The 18,328-nt window shown below is 44.1% G+C and carries 15 protein-coding genes; 2 read left to right on the top strand and 13 right to left on the bottom strand.

Annotation, left to right across the window (positions count from 1 at the left end):
* Positions 1-530 precede the first annotated feature (530 nt).
* Positions 531-5,237 carry an AVAST type 4 anti-phage nuclease Avs4 gene (gene avs4 / locus TOL_RS09945; RefSeq protein WP_015487192.1) on the bottom strand — a complete coding sequence of 1,569 codons (4,707 nt, stop codon included), beginning with the start codon at positions 5,235-5,237 and terminating at the stop codon, positions 531-533.
* 567 nt (positions 5,238-5,804) lie between these two features.
* Between avs4 and TOL_RS19520 the strand changes: the two genes are divergently transcribed.
* Positions 5,805-5,993 carry a phage integrase N-terminal SAM-like domain-containing protein gene (locus TOL_RS19520; protein WP_411200148.1) on the top strand — a complete coding sequence of 63 codons (189 nt, stop codon included), beginning with the start codon at positions 5,805-5,807 and terminating at the stop codon, positions 5,991-5,993.
* On the opposite strand, the gene TOL_RS09950 is transcribed toward TOL_RS19520, so the two are convergent.
* From TOL_RS09950 to TOL_RS09965, 4 genes are all read right to left on the bottom strand, one after another.
* Positions 5,964-6,266 carry a sll1863 family stress response protein gene (locus TOL_RS09950; RefSeq protein WP_015487194.1) on the bottom strand — a complete coding sequence of 101 codons (303 nt, stop codon included), beginning with the start codon at positions 6,264-6,266 and terminating at the stop codon, positions 5,964-5,966. The genes TOL_RS19520 and TOL_RS09950 overlap by 30 nt on opposite strands.
* A 109-nt stretch (positions 6,267-6,375) precedes the next feature.
* Positions 6,376-7,044 carry a hypothetical protein gene (locus tag TOL_RS09955; protein ID WP_015487195.1) on the bottom strand — a complete coding sequence of 223 codons (669 nt, stop codon included), beginning with the start codon at positions 7,042-7,044 and terminating at the stop codon, positions 6,376-6,378.
* A 33-nt stretch (positions 7,045-7,077) separates the two neighbouring features.
* Positions 7,078-7,437: a hypothetical protein gene (locus TOL_RS09960; RefSeq protein ID WP_015487196.1), complete on the bottom strand. Its 360-nt coding sequence runs from the start codon at positions 7,435-7,437 to the stop codon at positions 7,078-7,080.
* Between the two features lie 20 nt (positions 7,438-7,457).
* Positions 7,458-8,129, bottom strand: coding sequence for an SDR family oxidoreductase (locus TOL_RS09965; RefSeq protein ID WP_015487197.1), 672 nt, complete (start codon positions 8,127-8,129; stop codon positions 7,458-7,460).
* A gap of 285 nt (positions 8,130-8,414) precedes the next feature.
* Between TOL_RS09965 and TOL_RS09970 the strand changes: the two genes are divergently transcribed.
* Complete coding sequence (locus tag TOL_RS09970; protein ID WP_015487198.1) at positions 8,415-9,203, top strand: peptidoglycan-binding protein; 789 nt, start codon at positions 8,415-8,417, stop codon at positions 9,201-9,203.
* 68 nt (positions 9,204-9,271) lie between these two features.
* Here TOL_RS09970 and TOL_RS09975 read toward each other — a convergent pair whose 3' ends face one another.
* The 8 genes from TOL_RS09975 to TOL_RS10010 all read right to left on the bottom strand — a co-directional run bounded on the left by TOL_RS09975 (position 9,272) and on the right by TOL_RS10010 (position 18,279).
* Positions 9,272-10,411: an acyl-CoA desaturase gene (locus TOL_RS09975; RefSeq protein ID WP_015487199.1), complete on the bottom strand. Its 1,140-nt coding sequence runs from the start codon at positions 10,409-10,411 to the stop codon at positions 9,272-9,274.
* A 267-nt stretch (positions 10,412-10,678) separates the two neighbouring features.
* Positions 10,679-11,902: an NADH:ubiquinone reductase (Na(+)-transporting) subunit F gene (gene nqrF, locus TOL_RS09980; RefSeq protein WP_015487200.1), complete on the bottom strand. Its 1,224-nt coding sequence runs from the start codon at positions 11,900-11,902 to the stop codon at positions 10,679-10,681.
* Positions 11,903-11,912: 10 nt separating this feature from the next.
* Positions 11,913-12,527 (bottom strand): NADH:ubiquinone reductase (Na(+)-transporting) subunit E, encoded by a 615-nt coding sequence (gene nqrE / locus TOL_RS09985; RefSeq protein ID WP_015487201.1) that lies wholly within the window; start codon positions 12,525-12,527, stop codon positions 11,913-11,915.
* Positions 12,527-13,189 carry an NADH:ubiquinone reductase (Na(+)-transporting) subunit D gene (locus tag TOL_RS09990; protein ID WP_015487202.1) on the bottom strand — a complete coding sequence of 221 codons (663 nt, stop codon included), beginning with the start codon at positions 13,187-13,189 and terminating at the stop codon, positions 12,527-12,529. Before TOL_RS09990 ends, nqrE begins: the two co-directional genes overlap by 1 nt.
* A gap of 1 nt (position 13,190) precedes the next feature.
* Positions 13,191-13,988 (bottom strand): Na(+)-translocating NADH-quinone reductase subunit C, encoded by a 798-nt coding sequence (locus tag TOL_RS09995; RefSeq protein ID WP_015487203.1) that lies wholly within the window; start codon positions 13,986-13,988, stop codon positions 13,191-13,193.
* Entirely contained in the window at positions 13,978-15,189 is a 1,212-nt protein-coding gene (locus tag TOL_RS10000) for an NADH:ubiquinone reductase (Na(+)-transporting) subunit B (RefSeq protein WP_015487204.1), read from the bottom strand. Before TOL_RS10000 ends, TOL_RS09995 begins: the two co-directional genes overlap by 11 nt.
* 2 nt (positions 15,190-15,191) lie before the next feature.
* A complete protein-coding gene (locus TOL_RS10005) occupies positions 15,192-16,526 on the bottom strand; it encodes a Na(+)-translocating NADH-quinone reductase subunit A (protein WP_015487205.1) in 1,335 nt (444 codons plus the stop codon).
* A 343-nt stretch (positions 16,527-16,869) separates the two neighbouring features.
* Positions 16,870-18,279 (bottom strand): glyceraldehyde-3-phosphate dehydrogenase, encoded by a 1,410-nt coding sequence (locus TOL_RS10010; protein WP_144055439.1) that lies wholly within the window; start codon positions 18,277-18,279, stop codon positions 16,870-16,872.
* Positions 18,280-18,328: the final 49 nt, after the last annotated feature.

Below are 18,328 nucleotides of genomic sequence, written 5' to 3' on the forward strand. Positions count from 1 at the left end.
ACTTCTAGTCCTTCGTAGCTTTAATCCGGGCAATTTTTTTACCGGAAGCACCAAGGCAATAGCTCCCAGTAGCGTGAAACCTAGGACTACTCCTACATAAGCTATATATTTTTCCAGTTGAACAAACGCGTAAAAAATCGAGACCAATATTGAGAACTGGAGAGCTACCGAAATGAAGAACGAAAGCCCTTTGTGAAGCCGATAAGCTGTACCACATTGCGAGCACCGAACCTCCAGACCAAAAATTAAGCCCATTTTACTCAATGGGTTGATTCCATTTTTCTTACATTCTTGGCACTTCATTGTCCGTTATCCGTACACATAACGCCCGCAACACCGGACAATTTGGAGCGAAGCCGAAATTGTTCCGAGTGCTTGCGTTTGTTATACGTTACCTGCACCATCTTCGTGATGTCTAATTTCGGCCAATAGCGGACATTCGTTGTTGATCAAAGGGAAACTTCAATATGACTTCCATTAATATTATCACTATAAGGCACCTGTTAATCGGACATTCCTGATTTAGGGCGTCATAATATGTTCTCTCGTGACATATACCCGACGACAGAACCCTTCTCTACCAAGAACTCCAATATTACCAAAATCTCTTCTTTCAATTGCTTTGTCCTTCGAATTTTTTCACGCTCTTTGTAGATATACTTTCTGACGAGACTTTCTAGGTAATAAACTGTATTGGCTTCGAGTTTGGCTTCCCACAATCCTTCGTTGCTAGTCAACATTTCAGACAACCAGGCTATACCGGGATTGAGATACCGACTAGCGACGTTATTCAGCGATTTAGCCAGAGCGTACAACGTTGATGGGCAATGACCAATATTCTTGGCTATTTTTGAGAAAAATTGGTTATTGCTATCTTTGAATGTATGCCAATCAGTAGCTGTTTCTTTCCAAGGAACTCGTGCAAATAAATAGCTTTCTATAATTCTATCCACATGCCAGTATCCATCCCCATCCTTACACAGATTAACCATCTTCTCTAAAAATAGATTCCAGACCTTCCAGAAATTATCGTAAGTATCCAACCTATCTTCTGCTAAAATTAATTCGTTAAATAAATCCGCGATAGGCTCTGATCCGTTGAAGTCATCAAGAAATGGTTTCAAATAATTGGGAATGTCTTGCTCTGAAGCATTAAGAACAAAATACGCAAACCTTTCCAGAAAGGCATGGCGGACTGAATAGTCTATTTTATCTTCTCGCTCACGAGATAACAGAGGAGCTGCAAATGTGGCGATTACGGATAATGCAATCTGTTTATGTATAGCATTGTCCGTTTTCATGGGAATCAATTGAAAACCCGTATTTAATATATGTAGATCAGTTTTATCCAGCTCCTTTAAGTCATCTATCGAAACCGTATTCCCGATTACTTTTTGCAGGTCGTGTTCATACTCCTTGAAGAAATTCTCGCTGAACTTTTGTTCGTCAATCTCATAGACTCCTTTTTCGTAGCCCTCATTGCGAAGTTTTATTCTCAATCCTTCATACTTTGGTTTGAGCATAAAATATCCAATCAACAGAGACTGCATATCTTCAAAATGGTCATCCCATAACTTATGAATCGCCATACTAGGATAGATGGAATACTTACTCCCTCCCATACCAATAGGGTAATCATCAAACAATGTTAGGAGTAATAATACCTTGATGCCATCCCTTTCCGTCGGAAAATTCTGAAACACTACTGGCAGTGCTGAAATGGCCGACGTGGTTCCGTCTGATATCTGATATTGGTAATTAGGCATCAGTGGAATCTGCGTATACTCCAAAATAATATCTTTACAGTATTCTCTCTCTTCTTCGGAAAGCTGATTGAAATACTCAATAGTCAGGATGGAGCAAACATCCGCCGGTATGGCACTATTAAATAGATTGAAACTTTCATCAGCATCCGAATTGAGCCTCTCGATTATTTCCTTAGCTTCTTTTAAGGCTAGTTGAGGGTTCTTCTCGTACTGCTCATATTGTTTATAGCGTTCGTCCTTGTCCTTTCTATAGCTTGCCCATAACTTCAGAGAAGTGTATCTCATCGGCTCGGAACTCTTCTTTAATGATGCTTCACTGTACTCCTTGAGCTTAGAGTCAATTTCAGGATTAAAAGATATCTCGATTCCCCCTTCTTTCTCTTCGGTGGAAACCTTCATCTTTCGTCGATCCATCCTCGCCAGGAAAAGCCTCCAGGTCTTATCGGCCCCGGTTTCCTGGCCTTCATCTGGAAGCTGGCTATAGTATTTGTCAAAGATACCCCATAAAACCTTCTGCCTTTTCTCAGCTTCTTCCTCAGATGTATCCTCACTTCTGAAAACCTGGTAACTCAAAGCAAGCTGTTCAAGAGATTTTTTTCTGTGAGGATCATCGCAAGCCTTTATTCTGTCTTGTTCATGGAGAGCATTCTTGTAGTTTGCGCCTCCAAAACCATCTCTCAGCGAGATAAGTGAGCTCTTGTGTGATTGATCCAGCACCAATCTATTCGTGTCAAAATGGAAGAAATCCTTTGTCTGGAAAAGTATTTTAGCGACATTAAACGTCTTCTCTGGGTAAGCCAGGACAATGCTTGTCACCACTGCTGAAATGGATGCTGATTTAGTATTACGCAGAAGATAAAGAAGCCAGCGTTCCAGTATTTCGGAATCCACGTCTTTCCAGTGCTCAAGAAAAAACTTTTCTAAGGCCATGTGAATAGATGAAAGCAAGTGGGTGGAAACCTGTGTTCCTCGATACGAACACCATAACCGGTTGCATATATATTGCTTGACAAACTCCCCCTCTCCGATAAACACATCAATTTCTTCTATTTCATTTCCCGCAAGGCGAGAGTGAGCAAAACATTCCGTTGTCTTATTTGTAAAATCTACAATGAAGTCGATGGTTTTTTTTAGCGCTGACTGTAGCAACCAATAGATGGGGGTCTGATACGGACTTTCAGGAAAGTAATCGTGATGAGAACCACTCAGGCAAAACTCATCTTCAACGTCCATCCTACTATAAAAACTTCCGTTTTTTTGAGGCTGACGATACCAAAACAGATCAGCAATCTGTAAGACATGTTCTGGAAGAGTTATCCAGACAGGCTGAGCATCCATGTCGGTCAGGATTGCTTTCATTAAATCGCAAAATGGATCTCTATGATTGTTCCATCGATTTTTTATAACATCTCCGAATATTTCTTCAATCTCCGGTTTAATCATGCCTGCCCCGTGGAGGATAGTTTGTAATAAATTTTCCTTATGGTCTCCCCGAGACAAATAGACATCCTCTTCGATGGTCCATTGATAATACCTAAGAGCGATCAGGCTAGATAACCGGGTCGTCTCACCCTCTTTGGATTTTTTGTTCCATTCATGAATCACCGGCAATACGTAGTTGATATTTTTGACACCTATCTCGTCTAAATTATCGTAGATGAAACGAATCGCGCTCTGCCAGCCCATTCCCTTTGGCTTGGTCAGCACATATTTAATGGAAAGAAGGTTTGAGTCATTAACTCCCAGTATTTTTAGAATGTCATAATCAACTTCCATGCAAGCCAGCCTTAGCAAGAAGGTCAGTCTTTTTAACAATCTCTGATCGTTACTAATCAAATCTCCCTTGAACGATTCAAAAACTGTTTCTGAATGATTGGAAAGCAAGACTGATATCCATAGCTCATCTTTCCAAAAGTTGGAGATGTCATCACTCTGAATTACTTCAACTATAAATTGCCTTATGGACTCCCAATCGAATAGCAAACGTTCTGACACCCAATTTCTAAAACTGCGACGGACTGGCAGAGATGCTCCAATCTTTTCAAAGAAATCCTTGTTGTTCACCTTGCGTATGTATTCGACGGCAATCTTCTTTTCTAACGCCCATTCCTCGTAAATATCATGTGTAATAAAGTGGCCAGCTGTCTCATAGCCAAGAATTCCGTCATTGACCAACGCATCTAAAACTTTCGAATCACAGGATGGGGTGACAAAGAATTGCCCCTCACCAGCCCTCTGAAAAGCCGTTGATAAGAAACATTGTTCTCTGGCCGGATTCGTTTTAACAACTATCCTGTTCCATAGCTTTTCTTTGAAATTCACATAGTCGATATTCTCGCCGGTATAGAACCTTAAATATTCGCACAGATAGAAAGGATTTGTGATCAACTCCAACAACCTCACATCTTTAGGAAGGTTGAAACCATTTGCATGTGCTATTTCTGATAATTCTTTCTGACTCAGATTGCCTATACTAAAGTTGCTTGGTCTTATCTTATAGATATCAACAAAGTCATAATTCAAATCTGACAAATAGTTGTTTCTAGTAGTGAAGATTATTTTCCAATTATCTTTTATTAAAATCGTTAGGAATTCCTTAAAAGGATCTGTGTTGGTCAAGTCCAAAAGCTTTTCAGCAGAATCAACCACTATGATTTTGTGTGTTTCCTTTCGGTGAGCGGCCGAAAAACCCTCTAAGCTATATTCCTTAAATAGGTCATTAATACAGTCCTTATTGAATTCGCTAGCCTTAAAGACATAAAAAGGAATACTATCCTTCTCTTTTTCATGAAGCTTCTTGATGACCGCTGTTTTCCCAGCACCGCCCACGCCGCTTACGATGAGAATCTGTTTTTGATCCAGGTTTTTACGCAGACTCTCTAAGAGATAAGATCTGTCTATCTCGATCTTTTTATCGTTGAAACCCATATCAGTTTGAATTTCATTCAGCACATTCGATGTGTGCCTCTGCTTCTCTTCCAATAGATCAAAGATGCTTTTATCTGGGGAGAAAAAGTGTTTTGCAAATGTCTCATTCTCAACTGTTACAAATGGAGACTCAAAAAAGCTTGCTGTTCTCCACTCTATCTCTATGCCTGATGCTTTTGCTGTATTTTCGACTTCTTTCTTGGTCTTTGAATCACTTTCCTTCTTACCTTGTCCCCATTCCTGGTTGGTGTAGAAAATGATCTTGGTTAGGTCTGGATAATTCTTTTTGCTTTTTGCAACCATCCCTATCAGCTCAGACTTATTGTCTGACAACTTAGTGTCATAGAATTTTGATTGCCAGCCGACTACTTCATGGCCCTTGGTAATCGGACTTGTCTCTATTCCAGATTGGTTTTTATATCTAAAAATACCAGCCGGAACCTTAAATTCTTGACAGAAAAGTGAATAGCAGAACCACTCAAAATTCGATTGAGGATTTTCACTAAACTTAGCTTTAAAAATATCCCAATTTGGCTTAATCACTTAATCTTTCTCTTGACATGTCTAGGTATTTTAGAATCCCGTTAGCTATCAGAAACAGGTTATTCAGGCTGAAGAATATAATTTTCAAACGTCCGCTTAGGGTCGAAATCAGACTTACTACGACCACCGTATAACAGCATAATAGTGTGCCGGCACACTTTGCCGATCTTGACAAAGTTCCGACTTGGTCGCAACTTATTGATTTTAAAGGGGCATATTCCATTACATTGACAATCCATTCTGTGAAAGTGTGCGCGCACACTATTTCGGTTCTGTATGGCACACTAATTTGTAAACCAGTTTGGTAACTTACTGATTTAAGTGGAGTTTAAGCTATCACCCACTGGCAAAGCGTGCAACACGATTTGTAAAGTGTGCCACAACTCCTTGCCTTTGTAAAAATATACTGTACAAACAACCAGTATATCTTTACAATTGGAGGTCATGGATGGCCAAGAGCAAATTCCTGACGGGTACACGTCAGTTTATGCTTTTAAATCGGTACAGTATTCGTCCTTAAAACACGCATATATATAAAACACGCATATCTATTGGATTCGTTTTTATATCCGCTTTCATAGGTTACGGCACCCAACGGAGTTAAGTGCCGAGCATGTGGGTATGTTTTTAAGCTTCCTTTCGAATGAACCTGATGTCTCGATCAACACTCAGAAGGTTGCTTTAAATTCATTGGCTTTGCATTTATTACGGGAAGGATACGTGAGTCTATTTTATTCGATGATGAATATCAGTTAGGTTGTCGTTAAGCGCATTCCACGCTTCACCAATGCCTGTCTTTAAAGGCTGCCATACTTCATCATTTGCGGCTTTTAGGTCGTAAAGGGTAATTCGGATTTCTTCGAAGTATTCATTCATTTCCTCCAAGGCACCGTCCGAATCAAAATCGACCTTATATTCCTCTAGCGCACGTTCTGCCTGTCGCAATTTTACTTTTAGCTGGTCGATTTCCGTCTGCATGACGAGCAAACGAGCCTCCAATTGCTCTTGGTATGCTTGCTTACTGACCATGATATTACCCCTTACACGGCGTGTGTATGATGCATGTACTGGGTTGGACAAAGGACGAGTTAACAGGTTCCATAACTAAATGCGGCTAACGCTAAGTGATGTTATGACGTTAGGAGCTAGCGTTACCGACAACGGGATAGGCAAGTTCGCCCCACTCTTGGTCGGCGGCGTCGAGCATAATGGCAATAATGATTGGCATTAATGTGAGTAGTAAATTACCACCATCAATAACTTGATCTCGATTCACTTGGCTTTTGTAGGTTGCTCCGCCATTGACTACCTGTTGGTGCAGTACGCATAAGCGATCTAATACGATGGCGAGTAATTCGGGTACTTTACGGCGGCTTAATGCGTTTAACGCAGCGACTGAGGATTGATCGAAAAGCGATTTCCAGTGTTCGTCACCTGAGCGTTGCGATTGCCAGAACGGCGCAAATACATAGGGGTTTTTAATCAGGGCTTTTACTGAGCCTGAATATTGATGCCAAAGACAGTCGTAAATTCGTTCGTCACTGTCTAACGCAACTAAGCGGGCAATAAAGTCGTTAAATGCCGACTGTTCTGCAAGGCTTAGATTGTCTCTGTCGGTGACAACACAAGCGCTAAAACTGATCCATGCAGCGATAAAACGCATGTCATCATCAGCGCTGTGATCTAACGCCGCTTGCCACCAACTGATGGCGCGATGCAGGCGGGTTGAGTGAGATTGATTAAACAAATCACGTTGCTCACGCAAACGCTGTTTGAGTACATCGGGTGTTAATGCCAATGGCTGCATTGATTTAACCATCCTCACTCAGATGCTTGGTGCTTAGTTGCAGCAAGCGCCGTGTTCGTCAAAATCCATCGCCATAAATACGGTGGTTTGTGGGAACTGAGCTGGGTAACACACATAGTAATGTGTATTCTCATCTACCGGCCACCAACATGAAGCAGCGCGCGGCACATCAGCCAGTTCAACGCGTTCGATGCAGTATTGCAGTTTTAAGTATTCAGCTTCTGGGCAGAAACCTAAAAACTCAGCAGGAAAACCATCAACTGCGGTATCCAACTTACCTTCTAGCGTCAGATTCTTTAGTTTGTCTGTCCAAGCTGCATCTTGACTACAGTCGATCAAGAAATCGCCTAACAAGCGGCTGTGTTGCTTTTTAACGATACGAGGCTTAGCCATCATGTGTCCTTAACGTGTTGTTACCAGGGTAATGCCTGGCCATTGGAATGCCAAAAGCCACCACTGTTCTCCAGTGTTAGCTCATCAATACGTGCTGCTATACCCGCTGCGGCATCAGCCGGTGTGATATCACCGGTAAAACCGACCATGCGCGTTTGTACATAACCCGGATGAATTTGGGCCACTGCGACACCGGCGGGTTTCAAATCAATTGCCAAACTCTTACCAATTGCGTTTAGCGCTGCTTTCGAGGCGCGATAACCAAAATACCCGCCGGATGTATTATCGGCGATTGAGCCCATGCGGCTAGTAATATTCGCGACCTTGCTACCTTCTGTCATAAGCGGCAGGAAGTTCATGGTAACGTTCAGCGGTGCTATGGCATTCACTTCCATTTGTTGGCGAATACCCTCTAGGCTCATATTTGCAACCGTTTCATTGGTAAACAAACCGGCATTGTTGATGAGGATATCGACAGGGCCATCCAGCAACTTATGCAACATCCCCACGACCTTAGGAAGATTCTCTTCATCGGTCACATCAATGCCCGCAATCACTTGATCAGCAATGTCTTCAATCTCTTCATTCCCTTCACGGCATATCGCCGTAACTGAATCGCCACGCGCTTCATATAGACGAGCCAATTCAAGGCCAATTCCGCGGTTTGCACCGGTAATAACAACGTTAGCCATCATCTGCTCCTGTAGTTGAGTTAGCACATAATATATGTACCCATACGGATGGCGACATAGTACCGACTTTTTATGACAACGTCTGTACAGGCGTTATTAGATTACAGCGATAGGGGCTTTAATATAAGTCAGCGACCTGTGTATCGTGTCAGCCAATATACAGTTCACTTGCGCCTAATGGTCGTGAGTGCTAAAAAATGGGAAGCATCAAAATAAGTAGTTTGCTTAGCTGGAATAGTTTTATTCGGTGTACTGAATAAATCATTTACAACGGAGGGCAAGTGAATGATACCCGTCGATGGCAATTTTATTTTAGCCGTTGCACCTCGCTTTTCAGGATCGAAAGCGGAGGCACAGGCGCATATTGTAGGGCAAATATCCGCTGTATTTGCTCCAATTCTCGACTCTTACGATATTAATACCAAATTACGCATTGCCCATTTTATGGGACAAATAACTCATGAGTGTGCGGGCTTCCGCACGACCGAGGAATTTGCCTCGGGTGCAGCTTACGAAGGCCGAACTGACTTGGGCAATATACACGCAGGCGATGGCAAGCGTTATAAGGGTCGTGGCTTGATTCAATTAACGGGGCGCTATAACTATAAAAAAATCGGCGATATATTGGATTTACCACTAGAAGAGCATCCAGAAATTGCGGCCGAACCTGTTATCTCATTAAAAATCGCCTGCGAATATTGGAAACGCCGCAACATAAATGAGATTGCGGATGGCGATGATTTAATCAAGGTAACCACGCTTGTTAATGGTGGCCAGAACGGTTTGGAAGATAGACGTAAGTATCTACAAAAATCGAAAACGGCAATAGCTAACTTAGAAGGTATTCGGGTGGCTATTCAGGAAGGTGGAAATACCGTGGTGCTAAGACGCGGCTCGTTCGGTAACGCAGTAATTGAATTACAGAAATTACTTGCTGCCGCAGGCTATCGGCTTTCAATTGATGGCGATTTTGGTGCCGCGACCGAACTTGCCGTCGTTTCGTTTCAGCAATCGAAAGGTTTAATCATCGATGGTATCGTCGGAAAATCAACATGGTCAGCGCTTAAGCATTGATGCCTTTTACGCCCATAAAAAAACCACGCCGAGGCGTGGTTTCTATTTAATTAGAGTTATCTAATTAATTAAGCAACGCGAGCTTCCGCCATCATTGCTTGCAGACGCTTGCTCTGCATTTTCAAAGAATAATCTAGTTCTTTAAAGCGCGTATGAATCGCTGCGGATTCCCACTTCTCTCGTAAATGCTTACGAGTTTCATCCAATCGTTCTGATTGAAGCTCGGTCCACTCGTTCAGCATTTCGCGGAACTCTTCGTATTCTTTTTCTAGCAGTACTGTCCACTTCTCTGAGTTTTCAGCTTTTGCTAGTTTTTCTTGGGCATGCTTAAACTGCATCTTCACTTTCGCGCGTTCGATTTTGAAATCTGGCACGACGCGGAGATTGCTAGTCAAACCAACCCATGAACAGGCGGCGATGAACCACTTGGTTGGGTCCCAGTGATACCAACGAATACCATTACGGTAATCTGTTTGGAAAATATGGTGGTAGTTATGGTAACCCTCACCGTGTGTTAAAAACGCGAAGAATGCGTTATCACGTGCGGTGTTCTCATCTGTGTATGGCTGCGAGCCCCACTTGTGAGCAATTGAGTTAATGAAGAAAGTTACGTGGTGAGTAGTCACAATACGCAACAAACCAGCCAGTAGTAACATGCCCCATACATCGCCGAATATAAAACCGAGCGCCAACGGCACACCGATGTTCATAACCAGTACGATTGGGCCGTAGTACTTGTACTGCCACATTACAATTGGGTCTTTCATTAGATTTTTGACATTGTCGAAGTTAGGAATGCCGCTTTTGTATTCGCGTAGCATCCAACCCATATGAGAGAACCAAAAACCGCGTTTTGCAGAGTATGGATCTAACTCAACGTCATCAACGTGACGATGGTGAACACGGTGGCCAGAAGACCAGTGCAAAATAGTATTTTCAAGAGCTGCGGCGCCCCATAGTGCGTACCAAATACGCAGTAATGGATGTGCTTCATAGCTATTGTGAGACCATAGACGATGATAACCGCCGGTGATGCTCATGCCGGTTAGCCAAGTGATTACAGCGTATGCAACCCATGCAGACGTGCTGTAACCATAGGTGATTCCGTACCATGGCACTATGGTAAGAACACCGAGTGTTGTGACGGCAAACATAATTGCCGGCACCCAGTTGATCGGTGCGTTTTCTTTATTATGTTGTTCGCTCATGGAATTCTCTGTATAAAAAATAGACATTCTCAGCTTAGCGCAGGCCTGTTACAGCCATGCGTCATCATAACGTATTCTGACAAGAAAGACCGCTCGCATAATGGACGGAGATCATTAAATAGGTAAAGTTTTCGCCATTTTTGACTTCTCTGGCCCACTTTCACGGCATATATTCCCACAACTCATTAATGGACAACCACTATTTCCATTTTCTCTAGGCCAAAAAAAACCGCACTGAAGTGCGGTTTCCTTGAATAACCTTAGTGATTAACCACCAAAGTCATCCAGCATGATGTTTTCTGGCTCAACACCGAGATCCAGCAACATCTTGATGACAGATTGGTTCATGATTGGCGGGCCGCACATATAGAACTCACAATCTTCTGGAGCTGGGTGGTTCTTCAAGTACTCGTCAAACAGTACGTTGTGAATAAACCCAGTTAAGCCATCCCAGTTATCTTCTGGTTGAGGATCAGACATAGCAACATGCCACTCGAAGTTTTCGTTTTCAGCCGCTAACATGTCGTAGTCTTCTTTATAGAACAGTTCACGCAATGAACGTGCGCCGTACCAGAAGCTGATCTTACGCTTGGAGTTCAAACGCTTTAGCTGGTCGAAGATATGCGAGCGCATTGGTGCCATACCTGCACCACCGCCAACAAATACCATTTCGGCATCGGTATCACGGGCGAAGAATTCACCAAATGGACCATACACTGTCACTTTATCGCCTGGCTTCAGGTTGAACACATAGCTCGACATGATGCCTGGGTTGATATCTTTAGTGCCCGGAGGTGGTGTCGCGATACGAATGTTGAATTTCACCAGACCACGTTCTTCTGGATAGTTCGCCATTGAATAAGCACGAATGGTGTCTTCCTTATTAACCGCTTTCAGGTTAAAGAAGCCAAAACGCTCCCAGTCGCCACGATATTCTTCTTCAATATCAAAATCAGAGAAATTAATCTCGTATGGCGGGCACTCAAGCTGCACATAACCACCTGCACGGAAGTCTACACTTTCGCCTTCAGGTAGTTGCAACGTAAGCTCTTTAATGAAGGTCGCTACGTTAGGGTTAGAAACAACGGTCGTTTCCCACTTCTTAACACCGAACACTTCTTCAGGTACTTCAACAACCATGTCTTGTTTAACTGGAGTCTGACAAGACAAGCGCCAGCCTTCACGAGCATCACCTTTAGTAAAGTGAGACGCTTCAGTAGGCAGCATTTCGCCACCACCGGAAGACACGATGCACTTACACTGGGCGCAAGTACCACCGCCACCGCAAGCAGATGACAAGAAGATGTTGTTAGATGCAAGTGTTTGCAACAGCTTACCGCCCGCTTCTGTTTCAACTGTGCGCTCACCGTTGATCAGAATTTTTACTTTTCCGGAGCTGACCAGCTTGCTACGTGCACCAAGGATGATGGCAACCAGTGCCAATACGATCCCAGTGAACATGACAACGCCGAGTATGATTTCAAGTTCCACAATCGACTCCTTACAGTGATACGCCAGAGAATGACATGAAACCCAGCGACATCAGACCGACGGTCATGAAGGTAATACCTAGGCCTTGCAGGCCAGCAGGTACATCGCTGTACTTCAACTTTTCACGAATACCAGCCAATGTGGCAATCGCTAGTGCCCAACCTAAGCCAGAACCGATACCGTAAACGGTACTTTCTGCAAAGTTGTAATCACGCTCTACCATGAATAACGAGCCGCCCATGATGGCGCAGTTAACGGTAATCAGAGGTAAGAATACACCTAACGCGTTGTAAAGAGCTGGTACGTATTTGTCTAAAACCATTTCCATGATCTGAACAATCGCTGCAATCACACCAATATAAGTCAACAGACCTAAGAAGCTTAAATCAACGCTAGCGTATTCTTCACCAGCCCAAGACAAAGCACCTTCTTTCAACAAGTAGGTATAGATCAGATTGTTAGCAGGAACGGTAATCGTCTGCACGACAACCACCGCAATGCCCAAACCAATCGCCGTTTCAATTTTCTTTGAGATGGCTAAGAAAGTACACATACCCAAGAAGAAGGCGAGTGCCATGTTCTCAACAAAAACCGCCTTAACTAAAAGGCTGACATAATGTTCCATTAGTGGCCTCCTGAATGTTCGGTATTAGGCAAAATTTTGAAGTCCGCTTTTTCATTTAGATCTTTACGTACGGTACGTAATACCCAAATAAAGCCGCCGATAATAAAGAACGCAGACGGTGGTAACAGTAACAAACCATTAGACTGATACCAGCCACCATCGGTTACCAATGGTAGGATTTCGAAGCCCAACAATTTACCTGCACCAAACAATTCGCGAATAGTACCCACTGTGATTAACACAACGGAATAACCTAAACCGTTACCGATACCATCAAAGAAGCTCAATACAGGACCGTTCTTCATTGCGAACGCTTCAGCACGTCCCATCACGATACAATTGGTAATGATTAGACCGACGAATACTGATAGCTGCTTACTAATATCATAGGCGTAGGCTTTCAGAATTTGATCTACTACGATTACCAAGGATGCGATGATAATCATCTGCACGATAATACGAATATTATTCGGAATATGGTTACGAATTAAGGCAATACCAAAGTTCGAAAATGCCGTTACCGCCGTTAATGCAATACACATTACCAAGGTTACTTTTAGGCTGGTTGTTACTGCCAGCGCCGAACAAATCCCCAAAATTTGGATAGCAATTGGGTTTTTGCTGAATAACGGTTCCGTGAGGACAGTTTTAATATCAGACATCTCAGGCCCCCTGCTCTTTCAATTTAGTTAACAGACTACCGAATGCTTTGTCACCAACCCAGAAACGCACTAGGTTTTTAACACCGCGGCTGGTCAAGGTAGCGCCTGACAAACCATCTACTTGGTGTGAATTACCCGCTTCAGCTGAACCTTTAACAACCGTAATGGCAACGTTGCCTTGATCGTCGTATAGCTCTTTGCCTTCCCAGAGGGCTTTCCATTTAGGATTGTCTACTTCACCGCCCAAACCTGGAGTTTCAGCATGTGAGTAGAAACCTAAGCCAACGATGGTGTCCATATCGCCTTTCAGCGCGATAAACCCATACAAGGTCGACCACAAGCCGTAACCATGAACAGGCAATACGATGGTTTCGATACCAGTATCGTTATTCACAATGTACACCGCTGCGTATTTTTCTAAACGCTTGATGCTGGCAGGGTCTTCATTGCCATCAAGTGCACGCGACAAAGCTGGCGTTTTTGACGACTTACGTTGATCGAAGTTTTTCGGATCAAGGCCAGCCGCTTTAATTTCAGCTAATTCTGCGTCCGTTGCGAAACGGCCTGCTTCTAAGTTAACAATACGAGTCGTTACTTGCTTGAACTGTTCAGCGATACTTTTATCACCGTGAAGTAAACCGGCTGCAGATAAAATATTTTTTTGCTTATCCAGCAGCTTGTTCGCTTGCTGTTCTTTGCGCAGACCTACCGCAGCACCCGCCACGATAACGGAACACACCAAGCACAGTAAGATCGCTACAATTAAGGTCTTTTGAATGCTGTCGTTATTACTGGACACGGGCAATCCTCCGCTTCATGTTTGCCTGAACCACAAAATGATCGAACAAAGGTGCGAACAAGTTTGCGAACAGAATGGCTAGCATCATGCCTTCAGGGAAAGCAGGGTTGATTACGCGGATGAGCACAACCATAAAGCCGATCAAGCCACCGTAGTACCACTTTGCTTTATTGGTCATCGATGCCGATACCGGATCGGTCGCCATGAAAAACATACCAAAAGCAAAACCACCCACCACTAAGTGCCAGTACCAAGGCAATGCGAACATTGGGTTTGTGTCAGAGCCAATACCGTTCAATAGCAATGATGTCGCCACCATACCAATCATGACACCGGCAACAATGCGCCAAGAAGCAATGTTCATGATGAGTAACACAGCACCGCCAATCATGATGGCTAATGTACTCACTTCACCCATAGAACCAGGAATAAACCCTAGGAATGCATCCATCCAGCTGATGCCACCTTGAACCACGTTATCTACGCCGCCTTCAGCTGCCATACCTAACGCTGTTGCACCGGTATAACCATCGGCTGCCGTCCATACCGCATTACCTGACATATTGGCAGGGTAAGCAAAGAACAAGAAAGCACGACCGGTAAGGGCTGGGTTCAGGAAGTTTTTACCGGTTCCACCGAAAACTTCTTTACCAATCACAACACCAAAGCTGATACCAAGGGCAACCTGCCACAATGGAATGCTTGGCGGTAAAGTCAGAGCGAACAACACCGAGGTCACGAAGAAACCTTCGTTCACTTCATGCTTACGGATCGTTGCGAACAATACTTCCCAGAAGCCACCAACAATGAAGGTAACGGCATAAACAGGAAGGAAGTAAGCAGCACCGTAAACAAAATTGTCCCAGATACTGGCTGCGTTGTGTGCGCTACCGCCCAAAAGAGCAATTAGCATTTCACGCCAGCCTTCCATCGCTGTACCCGCACCCGCTGCAATGGCATCGTTCGCCTGCAAACCAATGTTGTACATACCGAAGAACATTGCTGGGAAAGTACACATCCACACAGTAATCATGATGCGTTTGAGGTCGATACCATCGCGCACATGCGATGTATTATTGGTTACATTCGGTGGTGAATATAAGCCAGTATCAATCGCTTCATATAGCGGATACATTTTTTCAAACTTGCCACCCTTCTCGAAGTGAGGAGCGGCACTATCTAACATACTACGCAGGCCCATAATTAACCCTCCGCTTCTATTCGGGTGAGATTTTTACGCAAAATCGGACCGTACTCGTACTTACCTGGGCAAACAAAGCTGCACAGCGCGATATCTTCTTCGTCCAATTCCAGCGCACCCAGAGCAATAGCACTTTCCATATCTTCTACAATCAACGCTCGCAGCAGTTGAGTTGGCAAAATATCGAGAGGCATAATGCGCTCGTAAGAACCGACCGGCACCATGGCGCGCTCACTACCGTTGGTTGTAGTAGTAAAGTCGAATACCTTGCTCATCAATTTTGACAAGTAGATAGGCATCACAGAAAAACGGTTAGTACCCGGTGTTAAGTAATGCAACATGGGGCGCTCACGGCCTTCGCGCAATACCGATACCTGGTTATGAAAACGACCTAAGAAGTTCAATTCGCCAGACGCAGTACGTCCACCAAACACAGAACCTGAAATCAGGCGGTTTTCACCGTCTTTCAATTCGCCTTTAGTCACTTCAGCAAGCGAAGCACCTAATTGCGTGCGAACTAAGCGCGGCTTATTCACTTGCGGGCCAGCTAACGCAATCACACGATCGGTAAATAGTTTACCCGTAGTAAACAACTTACCGATCGCAATGACGTCTTGATAGCCCACAGTCCATACCGTGCGATTAGCACTAGCGGCGTACAAGAAATGAATATGAGTACCCGGCAAACCTGCAGGGTGCGGACCAGCAAACTCTTCCGTCTGCTCAACGCCCGCAGAAGGAATGGATGCACCTGGTGCTTTGCACACGAACAACTTGCCTTCGCTTAAGCGACGCAACGCACGTAAGCCATTTTTAAAGGCTTCAGTTTGTCCTTTGATGACCAATTCAGGGTTACCTGCTAGCGGGTTGGTATCCATAGCGTTCACGAAGATCGCTTTTGGACGGCTACCCAGTGCCGGTACTTTCGAATATGGTCGAGTACGCAAAGCCGTCCACAAACCTGATGCAACTAGGTTTGCTTCAACGTCTTTCGCATCCAGAGAATTTAATTGCTCTGGCGTATAACTCGTAAAGGTCTCTTCTTCGTCACCATCGAGTTCGATAACAACAGATAGAAATACACGACGCGCTCCACGGTTAATGGCTTTCACCACACCAGCAGCAGGAGCCGTATATTGCACCCCTTCCGTCTTCTTATCGGTGAATAACACCTGGCCTTTCTTGACTCGATCACCTTCCTGAACCGCCATTGTTGGCTTCATGCCAACATAATCAGGACCCATAACAGCAACTTGCGTCACCTTTGGGCCGTCTGTAATGGTTTGTTCAGGGTTGCCGGTGATTGGTAAGTCGAGACCCTTCTTGATATTGATCATACGCCTCGCCTAATCACGTGTAGTTCCAATGTGAATGCTCCTGATAGATGCAAAAAAACACGCACAGCAAAGACCCGAATTGGGTTCGCGGAACGTAAAATATCTTTTTGCACAGGAAACAAGCACTTGGACTTCTTTCCCAAGTAAAAAATCGCGCTAAGTATAAAGACCACACATCGAATAATCCACCGGTGATACTGCCAATTACGGCGCGATTACGACGTTTGTCGTGGCCCTTTTCCAATATTGTTCAAAGCTTAGACAAAAAAAAGCCGTTGCATAGGCAACGGCTTTTTTAAATTAACGAATTTACATTCGTTCAGTTAATTTAATTGTTTATAAATTAACCACGTGCTGGATAGGTCGGATATTCCACACCACACACTTGCTGCGCAATACGCACAACCTGACGGCTGTAGCCGTACTCGTTATCGTACCAAACGTACAGATTTACGCGGTTGCCGTTAACGATGGTTGCTTTCGCATCCACAATACCTGCATGGCTATTACCCACGAAGTCAGTTGAAACAACTTCAGGAGAATTAACCCAATCAATTTGCTTTTGTACCGCTGAGTGCAAAGACTGTTCGCGTAGATAGTTATTAACTTCTTCCACGGTAACGTCTTTCTTCAAGTTCAATGACAAAATGGCCATAGAAACGTTTGGAGTTGGTACACGAATAGCGTTACCAGTTAACAAACCTTTCAATTCAGGCAATGCCTTGGCAACCGCGCTAGCGGCACCAGTCTCAGTGATAACCATGTTCAATGGCGCTGAGCGACCACGACGATCACCGCTATGATAGTTATCAATCAAATTTTGGTCATTGGTATAAGAATGCACAGTTTCAACGTGACCATTCACAATACCGTAGGCATCGTTCATAACTTTCAACACAGGTGTAATAGCGTTGGTAGTACAAGAAGCCGCCGATAAAATTTTATCTGATGCTTCAATATCACCATTGTTGATACCGTAAACGATGTTCTTCAACTCGCCTTTACCAGGAGCAGTCAGCAATACACGCGCAGTGCCCTTCGCTTCCAAATGCTGAGACAGGCCAGCTTGATCGCGCCATACACCAGTGTTATCAATCACCAATGCGTTTTTGATGCCGTACTGAGTGTAATCAATTTCAGCAGGGTTATTGGCGTAGATGATCTTGATGTAGTTACCGTTCGCAATGATGGCTTCGTTTTCGTGATCAATGCTCAAAGTACCACGGAAAGTACCGTGTACTGAGTCACGACGCAGCAAGCTCGCACGCTTAACTAGGTCATCACCTTTACCACGACGAACCACGATTGCACGTAAACGTAGGCTATTACCTGCGCCCGCTTTCTCAATCATGATACGTGCGAGTAAACGACCAATACGGCCGAAGCCATAAAGAACAACATCGCGATCTTCAGAAATTGGAGCAGCATGGCCAATAACGTCTTTCAATTCATCTGCAACAAATGCTGCAACGTCACGACCGTTGGCTTCTGCAGCGAACTTAACCGCCAATTTACCAATGTCGATGTGCGCTTGAGCAACATCTAATTCCAGCAATGCTTTCACAACTGGGAAAGTGTCATGCACTGACAGTGCTTGCTTTTCCATGTGACGCACAAACCGGTGCGCTTTAAGCAAATCGATAACGGAGCGGTTAACAACCGGACGACCGTAGATTGAAGTAACGATATTCTTCTTACGATACAAAGTACCAATAAGAGGAATCATAGATTCAGCGATGGCTTCACGGTCCATCCAGTCCTGCAAACAGACGTCGTGTTTGTCTTGGCTCACGGGTTCACCT

It is taken from the genome of Thalassolituus oleivorans MIL-1 (assembly GCF_000355675.1).
In the GTDB taxonomy this organism is placed as follows: Bacteria; Pseudomonadota; Gammaproteobacteria; order Pseudomonadales; family Oceanobacteraceae; genus Thalassolituus; species Thalassolituus oleivorans.

Excerpts from the sequence above, each read along its gene's own strand:
- TOL_RS09950 (WP_015487194.1), bottom strand. The coding sequence starts at position 6,266 with ATGGTCAGTAAGCAAGCATACCAAGAGCAATTGGAGGCTCGTTTGCTC.
- TOL_RS09955 (WP_015487195.1), bottom strand. The coding sequence starts at position 7,044 with ATGCAGCCATTGGCATTAACACCCGATGTACTCAAACAGCGTTTGCGT.
- TOL_RS09960 (WP_015487196.1), bottom strand. The coding sequence starts at position 7,437 with ATGGCTAAGCCTCGTATCGTTAAAAAGCAACACAGCCGCTTGTTAGGC.
- TOL_RS09965 (WP_015487197.1), bottom strand. The coding sequence starts at position 8,129 with ATGGCTAACGTTGTTATTACCGGTGCAAACCGCGGAATTGGCCTTGAA.
- TOL_RS09970 (WP_015487198.1), top strand. The coding sequence starts at position 8,415 with ATGATACCCGTCGATGGCAATTTTATTTTAGCCGTTGCACCTCGCTTT.
- TOL_RS09975 (WP_015487199.1), bottom strand. The coding sequence starts at position 10,411 with ATGAGCGAACAACATAATAAAGAAAACGCACCGATCAACTGGGTGCCG.
- nqrE (WP_015487201.1), bottom strand. The coding sequence starts at position 12,527 with ATGGAACATTATGTCAGCCTTTTAGTTAAGGCGGTTTTTGTTGAGAAC.
- TOL_RS09990 (WP_015487202.1), bottom strand. The coding sequence starts at position 13,189 with ATGTCTGATATTAAAACTGTCCTCACGGAACCGTTATTCAGCAAAAAC.
- TOL_RS10000 (WP_015487204.1), bottom strand. The coding sequence starts at position 15,189 with ATGGGCCTGCGTAGTATGTTAGATAGTGCCGCTCCTCACTTCGAGAAG.
- TOL_RS10005 (WP_015487205.1), bottom strand. The coding sequence starts at position 16,526 with ATGATCAATATCAAGAAGGGTCTCGACTTACCAATCACCGGCAACCCT.
- TOL_RS10010 (WP_144055439.1), bottom strand. The coding sequence starts at position 18,279 with ATGGACCGTGAAGCCATCGCTGAATCTATGATTCCTCTTATTGGTACT.